The 18,454-nt window shown below is 52.4% G+C and carries 21 protein-coding genes; 6 read left to right on the top strand and 15 right to left on the bottom strand.

What is annotated here, in order from left to right; translation table 11 throughout:
- Window positions 1-87 precede the first annotated feature (87 nt).
- Together EVJ22_RS09395 and rho are read right to left on the bottom strand one after the other, a co-directional pair.
- On the bottom strand, window positions 88-330 hold the full coding sequence (locus EVJ22_RS09395; protein WP_021066109.1) for a type B 50S ribosomal protein L31: 243 nt from the start codon (window positions 328-330) through the stop codon (window positions 88-90).
- An 82-nt stretch (window positions 331-412) separates the two neighbouring features.
- A complete protein-coding gene (rho, locus tag EVJ22_RS09390) occupies window positions 413-1,753 on the bottom strand; it encodes a transcription termination factor Rho (RefSeq protein ID WP_071398371.1) in 1,341 nt (446 codons plus the stop codon).
- Between the two features lie 377 nt (window positions 1,754-2,130).
- Between rho and EVJ22_RS09385 the strand changes: the two genes are divergently transcribed.
- Window positions 2,131-2,826: a C40 family peptidase gene (locus tag EVJ22_RS09385; protein ID WP_070328202.1), complete on the top strand. Its 696-nt coding sequence runs from the start codon at window positions 2,131-2,133 to the stop codon at window positions 2,824-2,826.
- 47 nt (window positions 2,827-2,873) lie between these two features.
- Here EVJ22_RS09385 and EVJ22_RS09380 read toward each other — a convergent pair whose 3' ends face one another.
- The 6 genes from EVJ22_RS09380 to fsa all read right to left on the bottom strand — a co-directional run bounded on the left by EVJ22_RS09380 (window position 2,874) and on the right by fsa (window position 8,120).
- Window positions 2,874-3,359: a DUF421 domain-containing protein gene (locus EVJ22_RS09380; protein WP_071398374.1), complete on the bottom strand. Its 486-nt coding sequence runs from the start codon at window positions 3,357-3,359 to the stop codon at window positions 2,874-2,876.
- Window positions 3,360-3,415: 56 nt separating this feature from the next.
- The gene (locus EVJ22_RS09375; protein ID WP_131443799.1) at window positions 3,416-4,186 is read right to left on the bottom strand and encodes an ABC transporter permease; all 771 of its coding nucleotides are present in this window, start codon (window positions 4,184-4,186) and stop codon (window positions 3,416-3,418) included.
- The gene (locus tag EVJ22_RS09370; protein WP_071398376.1) at window positions 4,176-5,102 is read right to left on the bottom strand and encodes an ATP-binding cassette domain-containing protein; all 927 of its coding nucleotides are present in this window, start codon (window positions 5,100-5,102) and stop codon (window positions 4,176-4,178) included. The genes EVJ22_RS09375 and EVJ22_RS09370 overlap by 11 nt, the downstream gene beginning before the upstream one ends.
- Window positions 5,103-5,203: 101 nt before the next feature.
- The gene (gene glpX / locus EVJ22_RS09365; protein WP_071398377.1) at window positions 5,204-6,172 is read right to left on the bottom strand and encodes a class II fructose-bisphosphatase; all 969 of its coding nucleotides are present in this window, start codon (window positions 6,170-6,172) and stop codon (window positions 5,204-5,206) included.
- Between the two features lie 17 nt (window positions 6,173-6,189).
- Window positions 6,190-7,443, bottom strand: a complete 1,254-nt coding sequence (gene murA, locus EVJ22_RS09360) for a UDP-N-acetylglucosamine 1-carboxyvinyltransferase (RefSeq protein WP_131443798.1) — start codon at window positions 7,441-7,443, stop codon at window positions 6,190-6,192.
- A 26-nt stretch (window positions 7,444-7,469) separates the two neighbouring features.
- Complete coding sequence (fsa, locus tag EVJ22_RS09355; protein ID WP_131439190.1) at window positions 7,470-8,120, bottom strand: fructose-6-phosphate aldolase; 651 nt, start codon at window positions 8,118-8,120, stop codon at window positions 7,470-7,472.
- 46 nt (window positions 8,121-8,166) lie between these two features.
- Here fsa and EVJ22_RS15490 point away from each other — a divergent pair, with 46 nt between their 5' ends.
- Window positions 8,167-8,355 (top strand): hypothetical protein, encoded by a 189-nt coding sequence (locus tag EVJ22_RS15490; RefSeq protein ID WP_158625517.1) that lies wholly within the window; start codon window positions 8,167-8,169, stop codon window positions 8,353-8,355.
- Here EVJ22_RS15490 and fba read toward each other — a convergent pair.
- The 3 genes from fba to EVJ22_RS09340 all read right to left on the bottom strand — a co-directional run bounded on the left by fba (window position 8,338) and on the right by EVJ22_RS09340 (window position 10,162).
- Window positions 8,338-9,192, bottom strand: a complete 855-nt coding sequence (gene fba, locus EVJ22_RS09350; protein WP_131439194.1) for a class II fructose-1,6-bisphosphate aldolase — start codon at window positions 9,190-9,192, stop codon at window positions 8,338-8,340. The two genes, EVJ22_RS15490 and fba, sit on opposite strands and share 18 nt — an antisense overlap.
- 155 nt (window positions 9,193-9,347) lie before the next feature.
- The gene (locus EVJ22_RS09345; protein ID WP_071398381.1) at window positions 9,348-9,710 is read right to left on the bottom strand and encodes a response regulator; all 363 of its coding nucleotides are present in this window, start codon (window positions 9,708-9,710) and stop codon (window positions 9,348-9,350) included.
- Window positions 9,711-9,817: 107 nt separating this feature from the next.
- Window positions 9,818-10,162 (bottom strand): YxeA family protein, encoded by a 345-nt coding sequence (locus tag EVJ22_RS09340; protein ID WP_158625516.1) that lies wholly within the window; start codon window positions 10,160-10,162, stop codon window positions 9,818-9,820.
- Window positions 10,163-10,273: 111 nt separating this feature from the next.
- Between EVJ22_RS09340 and EVJ22_RS09335 the strand changes: the two genes are divergently transcribed.
- On the top strand, window positions 10,274-10,726 hold the full coding sequence (locus EVJ22_RS09335; RefSeq protein ID WP_131443796.1) for a hypothetical protein: 453 nt from the start codon (window positions 10,274-10,276) through the stop codon (window positions 10,724-10,726).
- Window positions 10,727-10,770: 44 nt separating this feature from the next.
- Here EVJ22_RS09335 and EVJ22_RS09330 read toward each other — a convergent pair whose 3' ends face one another.
- Window positions 10,771-12,426, bottom strand: coding sequence for a glycerol-3-phosphate dehydrogenase/oxidase (locus tag EVJ22_RS09330; protein WP_131443795.1), 1,656 nt, complete (start codon window positions 12,424-12,426; stop codon window positions 10,771-10,773).
- 257 nt (window positions 12,427-12,683) lie between these two features.
- Between EVJ22_RS09330 and EVJ22_RS09325 the strand changes: the two genes are divergently transcribed.
- The 3 genes from EVJ22_RS09325 to EVJ22_RS09315 all read left to right on the top strand — a co-directional run bounded on the left by EVJ22_RS09325 (window position 12,684) and on the right by EVJ22_RS09315 (window position 15,083).
- Complete coding sequence (locus EVJ22_RS09325) at window positions 12,684-13,799, top strand: NADH-dependent flavin oxidoreductase (RefSeq protein ID WP_071398385.1); 1,116 nt, start codon at window positions 12,684-12,686, stop codon at window positions 13,797-13,799.
- Between the two features lie 264 nt (window positions 13,800-14,063).
- Window positions 14,064-14,276: a hypothetical protein gene (locus EVJ22_RS09320; RefSeq protein ID WP_070328215.1), complete on the top strand. Its 213-nt coding sequence runs from the start codon at window positions 14,064-14,066 to the stop codon at window positions 14,274-14,276.
- A gap of 39 nt (window positions 14,277-14,315) precedes the next feature.
- Complete coding sequence (locus EVJ22_RS09315) at window positions 14,316-15,083, top strand: helix-turn-helix transcriptional regulator (RefSeq protein WP_071398386.1); 768 nt, start codon at window positions 14,316-14,318, stop codon at window positions 15,081-15,083.
- Here EVJ22_RS09315 and EVJ22_RS09310 read toward each other — a convergent pair.
- The 3 genes from EVJ22_RS09310 to EVJ22_RS09300 all read right to left on the bottom strand — a co-directional run bounded on the left by EVJ22_RS09310 (window position 15,075) and on the right by EVJ22_RS09300 (window position 18,234).
- Window positions 15,075-15,629: a GNAT family N-acetyltransferase gene (locus tag EVJ22_RS09310; protein WP_071398387.1), complete on the bottom strand. Its 555-nt coding sequence runs from the start codon at window positions 15,627-15,629 to the stop codon at window positions 15,075-15,077. The genes EVJ22_RS09315 and EVJ22_RS09310 overlap by 9 nt on opposite strands.
- Window positions 15,630-15,671: 42 nt before the next feature.
- Window positions 15,672-16,487, bottom strand: a complete 816-nt coding sequence (locus EVJ22_RS09305; RefSeq protein WP_233589666.1) for a TVP38/TMEM64 family protein — start codon at window positions 16,485-16,487, stop codon at window positions 15,672-15,674.
- 151 nt (window positions 16,488-16,638) lie between these two features.
- A complete protein-coding gene (locus EVJ22_RS09300) occupies window positions 16,639-18,234 on the bottom strand; it encodes a CTP synthase (RefSeq protein WP_071398397.1) in 1,596 nt (531 codons plus the stop codon).
- Between the last annotated feature and the right edge of the window lie 220 nt (window positions 18,235-18,454).

The raw sequence follows: 18,454 nt of genomic DNA, 5'->3' as shown, positions 1-18,454 counted from the left end.
ACGTCAGTCTTCCGTCTCTTTACCCTCGCTTGGACAACAAAAAACCGCCAAGGGCAATCCCTAGGCGGTGTGCATACAACTTGACGATTAACGTTGGTACTTCTTGTTGAAGCGCTCGATACGACCGTCCGCAGATGCGAATTTCTGGCGACCTGTGTAGAACGGGTGCGAATCAGAAGATACATCGACACGGATGAGTGGGTATTCGTTACCATCTTCCATCGTGATTGTTTCGTTAGAGTAACGAGTCGAACCACTGATGAATTTAAACTCAGTCGTTGAGTCCATGAATACGACTTTACGGTATTCTGGGTGGATTCCTTGTTTCATTGCTTTTCAACTCCTTCTGCCCTAAGTATTCTTTCAACCTAGAGAAAGTTCACTAGAATATAATAGCACCCGGTTCACGGATTTACAAGTCCGTTTTCGTTTTTTTCACCGGGCGGCGACTCTTTTTCTTATCGGCCTCGAGCGCTGCAAAAAAGTCGAGATTTGTTTGCGTCTCACGCACACGACGCAAGAACTGATCAACGAAGTCCGGCGACTCGTTCATCGTGCGACGAATCGTCCAAAGCGAGTCGAGCTCGTCCTTGCCGAGGAGGAGTTCTTCTTTCCGCGTACCCGAACGACGGATATCGATGGCCGGGAAGATACGGCGTTCAGCGAGCTTCCGGTCGAGATGGAGCTCCATGTTGCCGGTGCCTTTGAACTCTTCATAGATGACGTCATCCATCCGCGAACCGGTATCGATGAGCGCTGTCCCGAGAATCGTCAAACTGCCGCCGTCCTCGATGTTCCGGGCCGCCCCGAAGAATTTCTTCGGTTTGTGGAACGCTGCCGGGTCGATCCCGCCCGAGAGCGTACGACCGCTCGGCGGGACGGACAGGTTATACGCACGCGTCAACCGAGTGATCGAGTCGAGCAAGATGACGACGTCTTTCTTATGTTCGACGAGGCGCATCGCCCGCTCTAGCACGAGCTCCGAGATGCGAGTGTGATTCTCTGGTGTCTCGTCAAACGTCGAATAGGCGACGTCTGCACCCGGCACCGAACGTTGGATGTCCGTCACTTCTTCCGGACGTTCGTCGATCAATAGGATGATCAGTTCGACGTTCGGATGGTTCGTCGTGATTGAATTGGCGACTTCTTTCAATAGAGATGTCTTCCCGGCTTTCGGTGGGGCGACGATCAAACCACGTTGCCCGAAGCCGACCGGTGCGATCATATCCATGACACGGACCGAGAGATGGTTCGGCTCCGTCTCGAGCACCATTTGCTTTTCCGGATAGATCGGCGTGAGCGCAGGGAAGTAATCTCGGTTCCGGGTCGAATCTGTCGTTTCCCCGTTGACCGCCTCGACGCTCAAAAGCCCTTGAAAACGTTCATTTTCTTTCGGTTTCCGGACTTTCCCGGTGACGAGATCCCCGTTCCGCAAACTAAAGCGGCGAATCTGTGAGGCTGCGATATAGATGTCTTCAGACGATTGGGAGTAGTTGATCGGTCGGAGGAAACCGAAGCCACCATCATTTTGTGACTGCGGGTTCGGAGGGATGATCTCAAGGATACCTTCGAGGAAGTAAAGGTCCTTCGATTCGGCTTGCGATTTTAAGATTCGGAACATAAGTTCACGTTTTCGCGCTTCCCGATATTGAGGCACGTTCACTTCTTTTGCGATTTCATACAATTCTTTCAACGTCTTCGTCTCGAGTTCACGAAGCGTATAGTTTTTAGCTGGTTCTGTACTTTGCGTCATTCAAGTCACCTGTCTTTCTTGTGATTCTATATTTGAAAAGTAATTGTAAAGTTCTTATTCATCTAATCACAATTCAACCATGCCGTCACTTTATATAAACGGCTATATGACAGTCTATTCCCCTGATGTTCAAATAATAACAACTTCTTCTTTCTTTATGTAACAAAAAGGTCTCTATGCCTGCATATTGTTTCAAACATGTTACAAGAAAACTATTTTTGACTTGTGATTGAAAAATGCCATCGGTCTTACGCATGATATAGTTTATTTGCACAGGAAACCGGGTAACAAACTCACCTTGTGCTCAACTATCGTAAGCACACATCGATCATATACACTCACAGGGTTTTATTTTAAAAAACGGAGGGAATTATACTATGTTAAAGCGTTTCGCATCTATCATCGTCGCCGCCACTATCGCTTTCTCGGGTCTTGCATTCACAACAGGTGAACAAGCAGAAGCAGCTACTGGAACATTTGCTTACTCGAAAGTCAACGGCTTGAACATTCGGACATCAGCATCACTCAGCTCGTCAGTCGTTACGAAGATGAATAAAGGTCAACGCTATACATACCTCGGTAAAGTTGGCTCGTTCTACAAGATCAACTACAAAGGTACTCACCGTTATATCTCAGCATCATCGACTTACACGTACTTGAAAGCAAACACAGCAACGGCTACTAAAGTGACAACGACTTCTTCTTCAAGCGCTCGTACGAAACTTGTCGCCGAGTCGAAGAAATACCTTGGCACACCGTACCGTTACGGCGGAACGACAACAGCTGGATTTGACTGCTCTGGTTACACAGGACATGTTTATAAGAAAGCGATCAACAAGTCGATCCCACGTGATTCACGCTCACAGTACTCAAGTTCGAAAAAATTGTCGAAGTCAGCAATTCAAGCAGGTGACCTCGTGTTCTTCTCACATAACGGCGGCACGATCCAACACGTCGGTATGGCAATCAGCAAAACACAAATGATCAACTCAGAAACAGGCGGCGTTAAATACGCGAGCTTCACATCAGGTTACTGGGCACCGCGTTACGTCGGTGCTGGAACGTACCTCTAATTCAATAAAACCTCAAACGACTCGGTTCAACGGAACCGAGTCGTTTTTCATTTACGCACGTTTTGCAAAACGGCTTCCGTACTCGTCAACACCGAGAACGTCCCGTCTGTCTCAAGGACGACCGCCTCGACTTTGTCATGAGCGGTCCCACTCGAGCGGATGGCTTGGAGCACTTCGATCTCGAGCACGCGTTCTTTACGCATCTCCGCTTCTAAGTAACTCCCCCGATAGTATAGCATCGTCGGTGTCGATTTGATCAGCTCGTTCACTCGTTTTGACCGTTTGGCCAGCTTCGCCATGACGTATTGCAACGCGACGAGCGTGGCAAAAGCGACGAGCCCATTCAGTAGCGGCGTCTGTCGGCTCGTGAGCGTCGTCGCTAAGATTGAACCGAGGGCAACCGTCACGATGAAATCAAATGCGTTCATTTTCGAGAGCGTCCGTTTTCCCGATACACGCAATATAAAAATGATCGAGAAGTAAGCCCCGATTCCTGTCAAGATGATTTGCCCCATCGTTTTGAGTTGGTCCATCGTCTCCCCCCTTTTCTGTTTTTGAACCATCACTTCGAAAGCTCACTCGTCGTTCATCATTTTTGTTTCAAAGCCCCCCGCGCGTTCGTCGCCGCGAAGACGACCATGATGATACTCATCCCTCCGGCCACGGCAAGGCCGGCCGATAAAGCGCCCCAGTCGATCGTCGGTTGGGTCAACACGGCCCGCATGCCTTCGAAAATGTACGTCGTCGGATTGAACGTCGCCGCCACTTTGAGCCATTCCGCCTCGATCAACTCTTTTGGGACGAACGTCGTCGACAAGAAGATGAGCGGGAAGAAGAGAAGTGTCCCGGCCTGTGCGGCTTGGGCGTTCCGTGTCTTCAAGGCGACCCCGACCGAATACCCGGCAAAGCCAAGTCCAAATCCGAGCGCGAGCAGGACCGTGAACAAGAATCCGACCACACCGACCGGAATCGTCAACCCGAGTAAGAACGCGACGGAAAAGATAAGCAGCGTTTGAACGAACAGCTGAAGCATCCCGGCAATCATCGGTCCAAGCACGATGGCGGTCCGCGTCGAAGGTGTGAGTAGCAATCGGGCGAAATAGCCGCTCTCGATGTCACGCACTAACGCTTGGCCGGCACCCCCGGCCCCACCGACAGCACCTGACACGATCGATACTGGCAAGATGAAATTCAAATAGTCGCCGCCACCGAACTGCGGCAATGCGGCCACACTCGACAGCCCGCTCGTATAGACGAGCAAGAAAAAGACAGAAATCATCAAGTTCGGGATAAATGAAAATGGATTGCGGAGCGTCGTCAAAAGACTCCGCTTTGTAAACAACCACGTTTCAGTCCACACTCGGCACACCTCCTTCGTACGATTCGCCCGTCACTTTCAAGAATACGTCGTCAAGCGATGGCTGTTTCACGGTGAGTCGCTCCGGCTGTAACGCCTGCTCATCGAGTTTCCGGACGACGTCGGTCAACGTGTAGTCGTGAAGTTCGAAGACGAGGCTCGGTCCGGCCGCGGTTTGTCCGAACAGCTCAGCGGCGGCTCGTGCTTCTGAATCGGTATGAAACACTAGAGAAATCGACTCGCCTCCGACGGTCTGCTTCAATTCCTCTGCCGTCCCTTCGACGACAATCTTACCGTGATGGATGATGGCAATGCGATCGGCCAGCTCGTCCGCCTCTTCTAAATATTGGGTCGTCAAAAAGATGGTCGTCCCGAACTCTTGATTGAGACGCCGTACTTCTTTCCAAATTTCGATTCGACTCGCAGGGTCGAGCCCGGTCGTCGGTTCATCTAAAAACAGTACGATCGGACGATGGACGAGCGTGAGCGCCAAATCAAGCCGACGCCGCATCCCGCCGGAATACGTGCCACTCTTTCGGTCAGCCGCTTCCGCGAGCGAGACGACCGACAGCAGTTCCTCGGCCCGTGCTTCTGCTTCGCGTTTCGTCATCTTGAACAGCCGTCCTTGAAGGACGAGCAATTCCCGGCCGGTCAACACTTTATCGATGCCTGTCTCTTGGAGGGCGACGCCGATGGATAACCGGACGTCCTTCTCCCGCTTGACGACATCAAACCCGTTCACACGAGCCGACCCGCTCGTCGGTCGAATGAGCGTCGTCAACATTTGTATAGCCGTCGATTTCCCGGCCCCGTTCGGACCAAGGAACGCAAAGATTTCTCCTTGTTTCACTGAAAACGATATCCCGTCAACGGCCGGTACATCCCCGAACGTCTTGACGAGTGACTCCACTTCGATCATTAAACCCACCTCCTGCCTTTCTCATTCCCGTTCTGTTCATGTTTTAAATATGAAAGAACGCATCAAAAAAAGCTGCAGAGAGAATCTGCAGCTCGAGAGAATTAAGGTTTCATGACCATTTTCGGTTTTTTCTTCAATGAATGAATCCCTTCGACGAAACGGACCGTACCCGATTTGGCGCGCATGACGACCGAGTGTGTCTGACCACCCTGACCCGTGAATTGGACACCTCGGAGCAGTTCACCGTCCGTCACACCCGTCGCCGCGAAGATACAATCCTCGCCTTTGACGAGATCGTCAAGAAGCAGGATGCGTCCCGTGTCGGCGATGCCCATATCTTGGCATCGTTTTTCCTGGGCCGCGTCTTCCGGCAACAACCGTCCCTGGAAGTCACCACCGAGGCACTTCATGGCGACGGCTGCGATGACGCCTTCCGGCGCCCCGCCCGAGCCGAGCAAGAGATCGACACCGGTTTTCGGGAACGCCGTGTTGATGGCTGCCGCGACATCGCCGTCCGGAATCAACTTGATACGAGCTCCCGTTGCCCGGACCCGTTGAATCATCTCTTCATGACGGTCACGGTGCAAAATCGTGACGACGACGTCTTCGACGTTCTTGCCCTTAGCCTTGGCGACGATTGCGATGTTTTCTTCGATCGAGTTGTCGAGGCTGATCAGTCCCGCAGCTTCTGGACCGACCGCAATCTTATCCATATACATGTCTGGCGCGTGAAGGAGATCACCTGCGTCCGCGACCGCGAGCACTGCGAGCGCGCCCCACGTTCCCGTCGCGACGATGCTCGTCCCTTCGAGCGGATCGACGGCGACGTCGAGACGTGAGCCGTAACCGTTCCCGACTTTCTCGCCGATGTAGAGCATCGGTGCCTCGTCCATCTCACCTTCCCCGATGACGACGATCCCTTTCATCGGAATCGTATCGAACACTTCGCGCATCGCCGTTGTGGCTGCATCATCCGCTTCTTCTTTCAAGCCTTTTCCCATCCAGCGGGCCGAAGATAGCGCTGCCGCTTCTGTGACCCGGACCAATTCCATTGATAAACTACGTTCCACCCGAATTCTCCCCTTTGTTACTCGGACACCTCATCGACCCAGACGAGGGCGCCGAGTTGTTTTAGTTTGCCGACGAAGTCGACGTACGAGTCGTTAAGACGTTCCGCATAGAGAACCGTCGACTCTCCCGTTGCCTGCAGACCGGCCAAGACGAGTGCTGCGGCGCTCCGCGCGTCGGCAGACTCCATCTCAGCGTTCGCAAGCGTCGTCCCGCCACGAATGACAGCCGACGAATCTTCAAGTGTGATTTGCGCGTTCATCCGCCGCATTTCGGCGATATGACGGAAACGTTGGACGTATAGCTTATCCGTCACGATGCTCGTCCCGTTCGCTTTCAGCAAAGCGGCTGACATGATTGGTTGTAAATCGGTCGGATAACCCGAGTAGTGGAAGACGCGAATATCAATCGGCTCAAAAGCTTTCGCCCGAACCGTGATCGCCTCTTCCCCGACCTCGACTTCAGCACCGTAATCCATCAATTTTTGGATGACCCCTTCTAAATGGGTCGGAATAACGTTTCGAACCGTCACTTCCCCTGCAACCGCACCGTAAATCATAAACGTTCCGGCTTCAAGGCGGTCTGGGATGAGCGTATGTGTACAGCCGTGCAAGCGTTCGACTCCTTTAATTCGAATCTCATCGGTCCCGGCGCCGATGACGTATGCGCCCATCGATGTCAGCATCGTCGCGACATCGACGACTTCCGGATCAATCGCGGCATTTTCAATGACGGTCGTCCCTTCGGCAAGGACCGCGGCGAGCATCGCGCTCACCGTCGCCCCGAATGAACGAAGGTCGAGGTAGATCCGGTTGCCGGCCAACTTGTCGGCGTTGACGTGATAGAGACCCGACTCGTTCTCGACTTTGATACCGAGACGTTCTAACGCTTTTAAATGTAAATCGATCGGTCGTGGACCAATCGCATATCCCCCTGGTAATCCCACGGCCCCTTTCCCAAAACGAGCTGCGAACACACCAAGTAAGTAGACAGCGGCCCGGACTTTCCGAGTTTCTGAGCCGAGCAGCGGCATGGCGACGGCATCTTTTGCATGAAGCGTCATCCGCTCCCCGTCCCGCTCGATTGTCACCCCGAGTTCTTGTAATAGGCTGAGCATCACTTCGACATCTTCGATGACGGGGACGTTCTCGATTGTCACCGGTTCTTCGGTAAGAAGTGCTGCGACGAGACAAGGCAAGGCACTCTGTTTGGCGCCACTAATGTCAACTGTTCCTTCAAGCTTCTGCTGTCCAACGATATGGAGAATTTCCACGATGATCAAACCTTTCTACGACGAACTTATTTGGATTGAGCGTTATTCCAATCCGCTAAGAACTGCTCAATCCCTTTGTCAGTGAGCGGATGATTCATCATCTGTTCGATGACTTTGTACGGTACCGTGGCGATATTAGCACCAAGTAGAGCTGCTTTCGTCACGTGGACCGGATGGCGAACGGACGCGGCGATGATTTCCGTATCGATGCCATGGATGGCAAAGATATTCGCAATCGTCTCGACGAGGTCGAGACCATCGTGGCCGATGTCGTCAAGGCGTCCGATGAACGGCGAGACGTATGACGCACCCGCCCGAGCTGCTAAGAGCGCTTGGTTGGCGTTAAAAATGAGCGTCACGTTCGTCTTAATGCCAAGCTTCGAAAACTCATTGACAGCGACCATACCGGCTGCTGTCATTGGCACCTTAACTGTAATATTCGGCGCGATCGCCGCGAGTTCCTTTCCTTCTTTGACCATACCCTCTGCGTCGAGCGCAATAACTTCCGCGCTGACTGAAAGGTCCCCGACGACCTCACAAATCTCACGGAGCCGCGTATGGAAATCGACGCCTTCTTTCGCGACGAGCGATGGATTCGTCGTCACGCCCCCGATGACGCCCATTTTGTGAGCTTTCTTGATGTCTTCCACATTTGCTGTGTCAATGAAAAAACGCATGTACATGTCCTCCTCGAATCGGATTGTAATCGCTTACTCTCTTATTATGAGGAAATCGACACAGAATTGCTATACCCTTTACGTCAAGGCGACGATGCCGAGCATCGAAGCGGCAAGCAAAATCATCCCGGCGAGCGTCCCGACGGCCCATGACTTCCTATATTTTTTTCAACAAAAAAGCCAGTTCTCACGAGGAGAACCGACTGATGTGACAGGATTACGCTTGGTTGCTTGAACCGAACTCACGCATCTTACCAGAAACGACGTTGTAGATCGCTTCGATACCAGGTCCGATGATTTTACGTGGGTCATATACTTTCGAGTCAGCAGCGACTTTCTCACGTACGGCACGAGTCCATTCTTGTTGGCACTCAGTGTTAACGTTGATTTTGCTGTGGCCGAGCTCGATTGCTTTTTTGATTTGGTGTTCAGGGATTCCTGAACCGCCGTGAAGAACGAGTGGCGTTTTAGTCGCTTCCGCGATTTCTTCCATCTCTTTGAAGCCAAGGTTTGGCTCGCCTGCGTATTCTCCGTGTACAGAACCGAGTGCCGCTGCAAGAGCGTCAACTTTCGCTTCTTTAACAACACGGACACACTCGTTAAGGTCAGCGTATTGTACGCCGCCGATGACGCCGTCTTCTTCGCCGCCGACTGTGCCGACTTCCGCTTCAACTGAAGCACCTTTAGCGTGTGCATATTCAACGACTTGTTTCGTCATTTCGATGTTTTCTTCGATCGGGTGGTGTGAACCGTCGATCATAACAGACGTGAAACCAGCGTCGATCGCTGCTTTACACTTGTCGAATGAAGAACCGTGGTCGAGGTGGATTGCAACTGGAACAGTGATGTTGTAGTCGTGCATGAGACCTTCAGTCATTTTAACAACTGTTGTGAAGCCCCCCATGTATTTTGCTGCACCTTCTGATACACCGAGGATAACTGGTGATTTCTCGTCTTCCGCAGCGCGAAGAATCGCTTGCGTCCACTCGAGGTTGTTGATGTTGAATTGGCCGACTGCATACTTGCCTTCGAATGCTTTGTTAAGCATTTCTGTCATTGATACTAATGGCATAATGATGTCCTCCTCTGTTCGCTGTTGTGCACTGTGGGAAAAGTGACCCTGTGCAATTCGTTCCCATTATAACACACGTCAAAACTTGTGCCTATGCTATTCGCATATAGAAATGGCTCCACGCAAGCGTTTACATATGTCATCTTCGTGACGATTCACTGAATGTCGAGCACTTCTTTCACTTTCTCGATCATGCCATAAATATCGAACGGCTTCTCGAACTGAGCCGTGATCCCAAGGCGGCGCACTTCTTCGATTGTCGATTTTTCCCCAAATGCGGTCATGATCATGACCGGTGTGTCGATGTCGTTGTTCCGCATGTTCCGTAACACTTCATGCCCGAACATGCGCGGCATGTTCATATCGAGCAGCACCAAATCGTAAGTACTTTGTTCTAGCTGTTCCCAAGCGCTCAAGCCGTCCTCGGCCGTGTCGACCTCGATACCCAGATTTTTAAACACTTGGGCGAGCATCAAGCGAATTCCATCTTGGTCGTCTGCGATTAGCATGCGTGACATCTAGTTACCTTCTTTCCGTAGCTTCTATAACTTTGTGCGATAATATAACCATACCAAAATCGTTTTCGTTTGGCGACGCGTCATTTTCTAAAACAAGGAAACGAGGCTCATGTCCCCGCCTCCCCTGCTTGCTCCATTTTCAATTCAAAGGGAACGTCTCGTTCGTCGGCGATTTCATACGACGTCACCGTCCCTTCATCTTTCACGTACAATTGCAAAAAATCACCTTCTGCGAGCCGTGAGTCAGACGTGAATGTGAGCGAACGCTTTTTTCGTTCCTCATCATAGCCGATTGTCGTATACACATAGTCCGTCCCATCTCGCTCTGCCGTCTCTGCCTTCGGTATTTTCACATAATATGTATCCGCGAACAGACGGTCCAAATCGATGACGAACCATCCGGCAAAGACCGCGAGACAGACTGTGACGATGGGTACTCGGTTCCGTTGCATGGGCATCCCTCACTTCTATTGATCGCTATCTTCCAATACCATATCTGAGCGATTCCTAAACGCAGTGCTTCTTGTTATACTCGACGTACAAGACATGATGGGAGACACGACATGAAGCATCTATTTGGATTTTTACTTTTTTTAGTGACGCTTGCCGGAGGTGTCGCCATCACGGCTGGGACGTTCGGAGAAGAGCCGGTCGCCGACGCGTATGAAGATGTTTATGAAGACGATATACCGCTCGCTACTTCAATAGATGCGGAATTAGAAGACGTGCCCGAGACGTTCAAACTCATCTCCGAGGTTTTCGACGAACCGATTTCAGCAAAAGACGTAAAGCGCATATATCTACTCGTCTCCAATCCGGATTTAGACGAGGCGACCGTGCATCCGCTCGGTGAACTAGAAGTCACGTATGACGGACAGCCGACAACGCTCATCGTCGAAGCGGAAGTGGATCGCGAGGACGGAACGTATATCGTCTTCTATTTTTCGGGCGACGAGGAGATGGTCTTCGCAATCGATGACCGGATCACCGCGTACTATGAAGAATTAGGCATATGAAAAGGAACTTCGCTCGCTTGAGCGAAGTTCCTTTTGGTATACGTTTAGTCGATCGTGACCGGGACGACGGCGAGCTCGATTTCTTTCTCGACTTCTTCCCGCTCCTCGGTGAGACGTGCATCCGACCATTTGAAGACATCGGCCATACAGCGCAAGACGCCGTCTTTATAATCTCTGACGAAGTCGATGTCGAAGAACATCGCCCCTGTCCGACGGACGAGGAAGTCGATGGCACGGACGACCGACTCTTCTTCGATGCCGTACATCAACTGCGCGTAGACGATCTCGGGCAGGTCATAAGCGTTCGTATCCATCCGCTCGACGACGCGATCGATGTTCGACCCGTAGAGACGGACTAACTGCTCCGCTTTCACGTCATCGAAACCAAGGTTTTTCAGCTCGTCTGTCTTCTTCGTCAAGAAGTCGTCAAAGCCGTTCGAACCGCCCACATGTCCACCTGACATCGGCATATGCTTCGTCCGTGAAGCGAGGAAGACGATGCCCTCTTCTTGTTTGAGTAGCTTCGCGACGAGATCGACGACCGTCTCAGACATCTTCCGGTAGCCTGTCAACTTACCGCCAGCGATTGTGATCAGGCCGCTGTCCGATTGCCAAATCTCATCTTTCCGTGAAATCTCGGACGGGTCTTTGCCTTCCTCGTAGATGAGCGGGCGGATGCCGGCCCAGCTCGACTCGACGTCCTCTTCCGTCAACGACACATCCGGGAACATATAGTGGATCGCGCCTAAAATGTAGTCGCGGTCTTCTGTCGTCATGCGCGGGTGTGCCTTATCCTTATCGAAGAACGTGTCGGTCGTCCCGACGTACGCTTTTCCGTCACGCGGGATGGCGAACACCATTCGGCCATCTGGTGTATCGAAGTAAGTCGCTTGTTTGAGCGGGAACTTCGATTGATCGATGACGAGGTGAATCCCTTTCGTCAGACGAAGCATCTTGCCTTTATTCGAGCCGTCCTGCTCGCGAAGCACGTCGACCCATGGGCCGGTCGCGTTGATGACTTTTTTCGCATAAATTTCATACGTCTTCCCGTCGATTTGGTCTTCGACGTTCACGCCGACGACTTTGCCTTGCTCGTAGATGAGACCGGTCACTTTCGAGTAGTTTAAGAGGAGTGCCCCATGGTTCGAAGCTTCTTTCGCGACTTCAATCGTCATGCGCGCATCGTCCGTCCGATACTCGACGTAATAACCGCCACCGACGAGCCCGTCTTTTTTGACGAGCGGTGACTTCTCAATCACTTCTTCCGGCTTCAACATCAAACGACGCTCCGCTCGTTTGACGCCGGCCAAGAAGTCATACACCATCAGCCCGAGCGCTGTCGAGAGTGGTCCGAACGTGCCACCTTTGTGCATCGGAAGCAGCATGCGCTCCGGCGTCGTGACGTGCGGTCCGTTCTCATAGACGATGGCGCGTTCTTTCCCGACCTCGGCGACGAGCGCGACTTCGAACTGTTTCAAATAGCGCAAGCCACCGTGGACAAGTTTCGTCGAGCGGCTCGATGTTCCGGCCGCGAAGTCTTGCATTTCAAGCACAGCCGTCTTCATTCCCCTTGAAGCGGCGTCGAGGGCGATCCCGGCACCGGTGATACCCCCACCGACGACGAGGATGTCATGACGCTCACTCGTCAATTGTTCGTATCGCTTGGCACGTTCTTTTGCTGAGAAGTTTCTGATTTCCATCTTATTCCCTCCTATAATGAATCCGGTTCGTATAAACAGAAAGACCACAACAAAACAAGGCTTCGCCCTATATGTCGTGGTCTCTCTGTAATCTCCAACCGGTTATCAACTTTTCTCCTGTATTATACCCTATTCTCCATTCTTCAACCATCGACCGGCTCACTAGACACGCAACCTGCCCGACCGAAAGCGTCACGCTCGCAATTTGAAATTCAGAAGACTAGACTTCAAAGTATCACTACGAAGGAGGAGTTTTCATGAAACGCATGTTACAACCTTTTCAATTTAAAAACGGCGTCGAGCTTCATAACCGGCTCGTTCTTGCGCCGATGACCCATTATTCGTCCGAGCCGACAGGTGAGGTTTCGGAGCACGAACTCGCCTACTATCGGAAGCGAGCTAAAAATGTCGGTCTCGCCATCACGGCGTGCGCTTACGTGACAGAAGACGGGAAGGGATTCCCAAACGCGTTTGGCGCGAACGACGATCACTTCATCATCGGTCTCCGTCAACTCGCTGAAAGTTTGAAGGCGGAAGGTGCCAAAGCCGTCCTGCAAATCTTCCACGCTGGACGCATGTCTCCTCCAGAGCTCGTCCCGCACGAACAACCTGTGAGTGCAAGCGCGGTCGCACCCGTCCGTGAAGGTGCCGCCACACCGCGTGCCCTCGAGACAGAAGAAGTCGAGGCAATCATCGAAGCGTTCGGTGAAGCGACACGCCGTGCCATTGAAGCCGGATTTGACGGCGTCGAGATTCACGGAGCGAACACGTACTTGATCCAACAGTTCTTCTCACCGCACTCAAACCGCCGAGACGACCGCTTCGGAGGCGACGTACAGGCGCGTCTCACGTTCCCGCGTGAAGTCATCCGTTCTGTGAAAGCCGCGGCGAAAGACGCTGACGATTTCTTGATCGGCTACCGCTTCTCACCAGAAGAAGTGGAAGAGCCCGGCATCACGCTCGACGACACGGACGTATTGATTGACATGTTGCTCGAGGAAGGACTCGACTACCTTCACGCCTCGCTTTGGAACTTCAATATCGGTTCGATGCGCAACGAGAACGTTATGGAGCGCTCGATCGACCGGATCGCGAAACGCATCAACGGTGCCGTCCCGCTCATCGGAGTCGGACAACTTCAGCGTCCCGGTCAAGTCGAAGACGCTTTAAACGTTATCGACCTAGCCGCGCTCGGCCGTGAACTCATCATCGACCCTGACTGGCTTGAAAAAGTGCAAACGGATCGTGAAGAGGAGATCGAAACGGCACTCGACTTGAACAAGCAAGCCGAACTCGCTGTCCCAGCCCCACTTTGGAACGCCATCACGACACGTGCCGGTTGGTTCCCAATCAAAGACGAAGCAGTCAAATAAGCAAGCTGTCCGCAGACATAAGTCTGCGGATTTTTTATTGCGTTCGGAGACGAGACCGGACTGTGACACAAATAAGTCTCTTCAGACACAATTCCGTCACATTTATCATCTTTTTCACCACTCCTTTCGTGTTGACCTAACTTTCCAAGCATTCGCCCCATTCGTAAGCTAAGGACAGGAAGCGTTTCCTCATTGAGACCGCGGCTCGAGACCAATCATTCGTTCCGCCTGTCTGTTTGACCTTGTTTTGAAAGGGGCATATATATGACAAAAAAGCCGTTTGATCTCGATGTACACAACAAACAGCTTAATCAACATCACCAGCGCACAAAACAAGCGGCTGAAACGTATCGCAACAAAAGCAAAGAACTCGAACACCACCTCGAATCATCCACACGTTCCCGAGAAGAAGCACTCGCCAAAGAAATCGCCGAGCTGAAGCAGGCGACGATGCGAAACGCTCAACGAGACAAATGAACGATTCCCGATGGTACGACGAAAGAAGTGACTTGACCGGTGGAAAACAAAATCGAACGCCAATTTATGAACCACTTGCAGCGCGACAAAAACTTGTTTGCTGACTTTCAGCTGCTCGATAACTTTTATGCGCTCGACCAACAGATTGTGAGTGCGCTCCGGAGCGCCCATCCGGTCCGGGCCGAGCAATTGCTTGAAACGTTGACGTTCGACCTTTTGAAACTTCCGGTCACGGATGAATATAGGAGTGTCCGCTTCTACTATCGCGGACTCGTCTATCACGTCATCCGCATGATTCCGGTCGACAACCCGAACGTCCAGACCGCGCTCACTTATACGAGTGCGCTCCTCATCTTGATCGACGAACTGACGACTACGCTCGACTTCATCTATGCCGTCCCGGTCATCGTCGATTCCTTGACGAAGATGATGGCTTTCTTGTCCCCACCCGTATCGACTAATCCGAACGTGACGACGATCATCCACTTAATCGAGGACCATCTGCAAGAACCGGCGTTATCACTCCCTTGGATCGCCCAACGAATCGGTATGTCGAACAACTATCTGTCAGCCCTGTTCAAACAAGAAGTCGGGGAAAGTGTGCCAGAACGGATTCGCAGGCGACGGGTCGATGCGTCGATCGCCGACCTGCTCGGTACGAATCTGCCAATTTGTGCCATCGGCGAAAAATACTGTTTTGCCTCTTGCACGGCGTATATTACCACGTTCAAGACGTACAAGCAGATGACCCCGCTCCAATACCGCCAATTGTTTCTCACGTCTAAAAAGCGCGATGCCTCAACTTGAGACGTCGCGCTTTTGTTCGTCTTCCCATTCTTCACGAAGCATGCCCATTCGAATCGAATCGTAGCGCTCGCCACGGACGACGCGGACACGTCGCATCCGGCCTTCGAGCTGCATGCCGATCTTTTCAGCGACGCGCACCATCCGCTCGTTCCCGGACCACGTCGTCAATCCGACCCGGACCGTCGAGAGCGTTTCGAACAAATGGTCGACCCATAGTTTGAGCGCCCTCGTCCCGACACCTTGATTCCAGCGGTCTGACTGATGAAGGATGATCCCGACTTCGAGCCATTCCTTCCCGGCGTCCTCATAATAGTAGGACACCGTACCGAATACCTTCCCATCGACTTCGACGACCCACATGTCGTCACGTCCGATGTGGCGATCTGCCTCCTCCTGATACGCATCATAACTTTGCGCGCGATGTTCAAAATACGGTGCGTCCCAACGTTTCCATTCGGGCGCCGCTTCTTTGTAAATCAATTCCCATAGCCGTCCCAAGTCGCGCTCTTCAATCGGTCGAATGATCAGGTTCTCATCTCGATACATAATCTCTTCCTCTCTGTATATGCTCTTCACTCATTCGAGACATCAGTTCGAATTCCCTTTTCTACGTTTGCGCCAGACGAGCGCCAAGATGACGAGGATGAAGCTCGCCGTCACCGATACGACCGCGAATGGGCTCGCACCGGTCACGAACAGTTCGCCGAGCGAGACCGAATAAGCTAACCCGAACGACGTGACGAGCTTCGCTCCGGCTGCGATCATCACGAAACGTCCGAACGGCACGCGGCTGAACCCGGCCGCCAAACAAATCACTTCGTCCGGCAAAATCGGGATGATGAACAAGACGAGCAAGACACCGAGACCGTACTTGCCGACATAACGATCGTACGTCGCGAGCTTATCCGCATCGATCAAGTGCATGACCCGCTCCCGTCCGAACCGCGCGAGCCCATACATGACGAGTATGCCGAGCGTCGTCGCGACACTGCCGATCAAGGCCGCACGCAACGGACCGAGGGCGACACTGCCGATCGGGACGCTGATCGCTTCCGGGACCGGCAACGCGATCGGCTGCAGGAAACTGAACGCGGCGAACACCCAGACCGCATGAGCCTCATAACGTTCGAGCAAACGATCGAGCCCATACGTATCGTATAAGATAAGACCGAATGAGACGTAATAGATCAAGACAAATAATAAAAACAACGTGAATGTCACTTTCAACATCTGCTTCAAATAGACGCTCGACCCTTCACGGATTGACCGCAACAGACCGATCGATAGAGCCAACAGGACAACCCCGGTCCATCCGAGTTGATACGGCAATAAGAGTGTCGGCAGGACGACGAACGGCAATATGCTCAACGCGACTAATGCGACCCCATACCCCCAGTAAATCATGTTTCGTTCCCCCATGTGACATCGCCCTCTCCCCGTTCTACTCTTAGTTTACCCGGATTTAGGTGAACATGTATCCATCCTAAGCTGTTGAAGCGGTCAGTCTTTTGACCGAGAAAAAAAGCCACGACCAAAAACGGTCGTGACTTCTCACTCACTCTGCGAGTGCTGCTTGGATGAAATCGTGGAACAAGCGCTGCGGGCGCTCAGGACGCGAAATCAATTCCGGGTGGAACTGTGACGCGACGAACCACTTGTGTTCTGGAATCTCGATGATCTCGACAAGACGGCCGTCCGGGCTCGTCCCCGAGAACTTGAATCCTTCCGCTTCGAACGCTTCACGGTACTCGTTGTTGAACTCGTAGCGATGGCGATGACGCTCATAGACGAGCTCTTGGTTGTAAGCGGCGTGCGCTTTCGTGCCCGGCTCAAGCTTACAAGGATAAAGGCCGAGGCGGAGCGTACCGCCGAGGTCCTCGATATCTTTTTGCTCAGGAAGAAGATCGATGATCGGGTAGTTCGTCGTCGGATCGATCTCCGCCGAGTGGGCGCCGTCTAACTTCAAGACGTTACGGGCAAACTCAACCGTCGCGAGTTGCATCCCGAGACAGATCCCGAAGAACGGGACATTGTTCTCACGCGCATAACGCGTCGCTTCAATCTTCCCTTCAATCCCACGCTCGCCGAAGCCGCCCGGGACGAGAATACCGTCAGCGTCGCCAAGAAGCGCCTTGACGTTTTCAGCCGTCACATCTTCCGCGTTGACCCAGTCGATGTCGATGTCGGCGTTGAACGCGTAGCCGGCGTGCTTGAGTGATTCGGCGACCGAGATATAGGCGTCGCGGAGTTCGACGTATTTCCCGACGAGTGCGATCTTCACTTTCTTCTCGAGGTGCGTGACTGTATGGACAAGGTTTTTCCAAGCCGTCATGTCAGCCGGTGGCGTGTTGAAGCCGAAGTAGTCGTTGACGAGCTGGTCCATGCCTTGTTTTTGAAGGTTGAGCGGCACTTCATACAACGTCGACGCGTCTTGTGCCTCGATGACCGCTTCTTTGCGCGTGTCGCAGAAGAGGGCGATCTTTTCACGCATGTCTTCCGGGATATCATACTCGGTACGGAGCACGATGATGTCCGGCTGGATTCCGTAACTGCGGAGCTCTTTGACGCTGTGTTGTGTCGGTTTCGTCTTCATCTCGCCAGCTGCGCGAAGGTATGGGACGAGCGTACAGTGAACGTACATGACGTTCTCTTTACCGATGTCGTTCTTCACTTGTCGAATGGCCTCAATGAACGGAAGCGACTCGATGTCCCCGACTGTTCCACCAATCTCTGTGATGACGACGTCCGCGTTCGTCTCGCGGCCGGCACGGAAGACGCGGTCTTTAATCTCGTTCGTGATATGCGGGATGACTTGGACCGTCCCCCCGTTATAGTCACCACGACGTTCTTTTTTCAACACCGTCGAGTAGATGCGGCCCGACGTCACGTTCGCGTTTTGCGACAAGTTGATGTCGATGAAACGCTCGTAATGTCCGAGGTCAAGATCGGTCTCGGCGCCGTCGTCCGTGACGAACACCTCACCGTGCTGGTATGGGCTCATCGTCCCTGGGTCGATATTGATATATGGGTCAAACTTTTGAATCGTTACGTTCAAACCTCGGTTTTTAAGCAGACGTGCGAGTGAAGCGGCTGTGATCCCTTTACCGAGTGAAGATACTACCCCACCTGTTACGAAAATATACTTTGTCATCATCATTCTCCTCTCTTGAATGCCCACATCGGGAAACGAAAAACAAAAAAAGCAAAAGTGCCCCCACTGACATGGGGGACACTTTTGCTGCATCGTACGTGCTAAACTAGCCCATGACTAATTTACGTCAGAGACGATGCAGTCGTCAAGTTATTATTTTTTTCTTGGTCACGTGTACCAAAAAAGAAAAAGAGACACGCCTAGCCGGGACAAATGCCCG

The organism is Exiguobacterium sp. SH0S7, from assembly GCF_004337195.1.
GTDB lineage: Bacteria > Bacillota > Bacilli > Exiguobacteriales > Exiguobacteriaceae > Exiguobacterium > Exiguobacterium aurantiacum_A.
This window is presented reverse-complemented; position numbering and strand designations above follow the sequence as displayed.

Excerpts from the sequence above, each read along its gene's own strand:
- EVJ22_RS09340 (WP_158625516.1), bottom strand. The coding sequence starts at position 10,162 with ATGCAACGGAACCGAGTACCCATCGTCACAGTCTGTCTCGCGGTCTTT.
- EVJ22_RS09305 (WP_233589666.1), bottom strand. The coding sequence starts at position 16,487 with ATGATTTACTGGGGGTATGGGGTCGCATTAGTCGCGTTGAGCATATTG.
- fba (WP_131439194.1), bottom strand. The coding sequence starts at position 9,192 with ATGCCATTAGTATCAATGACAGAAATGCTTAACAAAGCATTCGAAGGC.
- EVJ22_RS09385 (WP_070328202.1), top strand. The coding sequence starts at position 2,131 with ATGTTAAAGCGTTTCGCATCTATCATCGTCGCCGCCACTATCGCTTTC.
- EVJ22_RS09395 (WP_021066109.1), bottom strand. The coding sequence starts at position 330 with ATGAAACAAGGAATCCACCCAGAATACCGTAAAGTCGTATTCATGGAC.
- EVJ22_RS09345 (WP_071398381.1), bottom strand. The coding sequence starts at position 9,710 with ATGTCACGCATGCTAATCGCAGACGACCAAGATGGAATTCGCTTGATG.
- fsa (WP_131439190.1), bottom strand. The coding sequence starts at position 8,120 with ATGCGTTTTTTCATTGACACAGCAAATGTGGAAGACATCAAGAAAGCT.
- EVJ22_RS09380 (WP_071398374.1), bottom strand. The coding sequence starts at position 3,359 with ATGGACCAACTCAAAACGATGGGGCAAATCATCTTGACAGGAATCGGG.
- EVJ22_RS09310 (WP_071398387.1), bottom strand. The coding sequence starts at position 15,629 with ATGTATCGAGATGAGAACCTGATCATTCGACCGATTGAAGAGCGCGAC.
- EVJ22_RS09320 (WP_070328215.1), top strand. The coding sequence starts at position 14,064 with ATGACAAAAAAGCCGTTTGATCTCGATGTACACAACAAACAGCTTAAT.
- EVJ22_RS09300 (WP_071398397.1), bottom strand. The coding sequence starts at position 18,234 with ATGACAAAGTATATTTTCGTAACAGGTGGGGTAGTATCTTCACTCGGT.
- EVJ22_RS15490 (WP_158625517.1), top strand. The coding sequence starts at position 8,167 with ATGAGGAAATCGACACAGAATTGCTATACCCTTTACGTCAAGGCGACG.
- EVJ22_RS09335 (WP_131443796.1), top strand. The coding sequence starts at position 10,274 with ATGAAGCATCTATTTGGATTTTTACTTTTTTTAGTGACGCTTGCCGGA.
- EVJ22_RS09330 (WP_131443795.1), bottom strand. The coding sequence starts at position 12,426 with ATGGAAATCAGAAACTTCTCAGCAAAAGAACGTGCCAAGCGATACGAA.
- EVJ22_RS09370 (WP_071398376.1), bottom strand. The coding sequence starts at position 5,102 with ATGATCGAAGTGGAGTCACTCGTCAAGACGTTCGGGGATGTACCGGCC.
- EVJ22_RS09325 (WP_071398385.1), top strand. The coding sequence starts at position 12,684 with ATGAAACGCATGTTACAACCTTTTCAATTTAAAAACGGCGTCGAGCTT.
- rho (WP_071398371.1), bottom strand. The coding sequence starts at position 1,753 with ATGACGCAAAGTACAGAACCAGCTAAAAACTATACGCTTCGTGAACTC.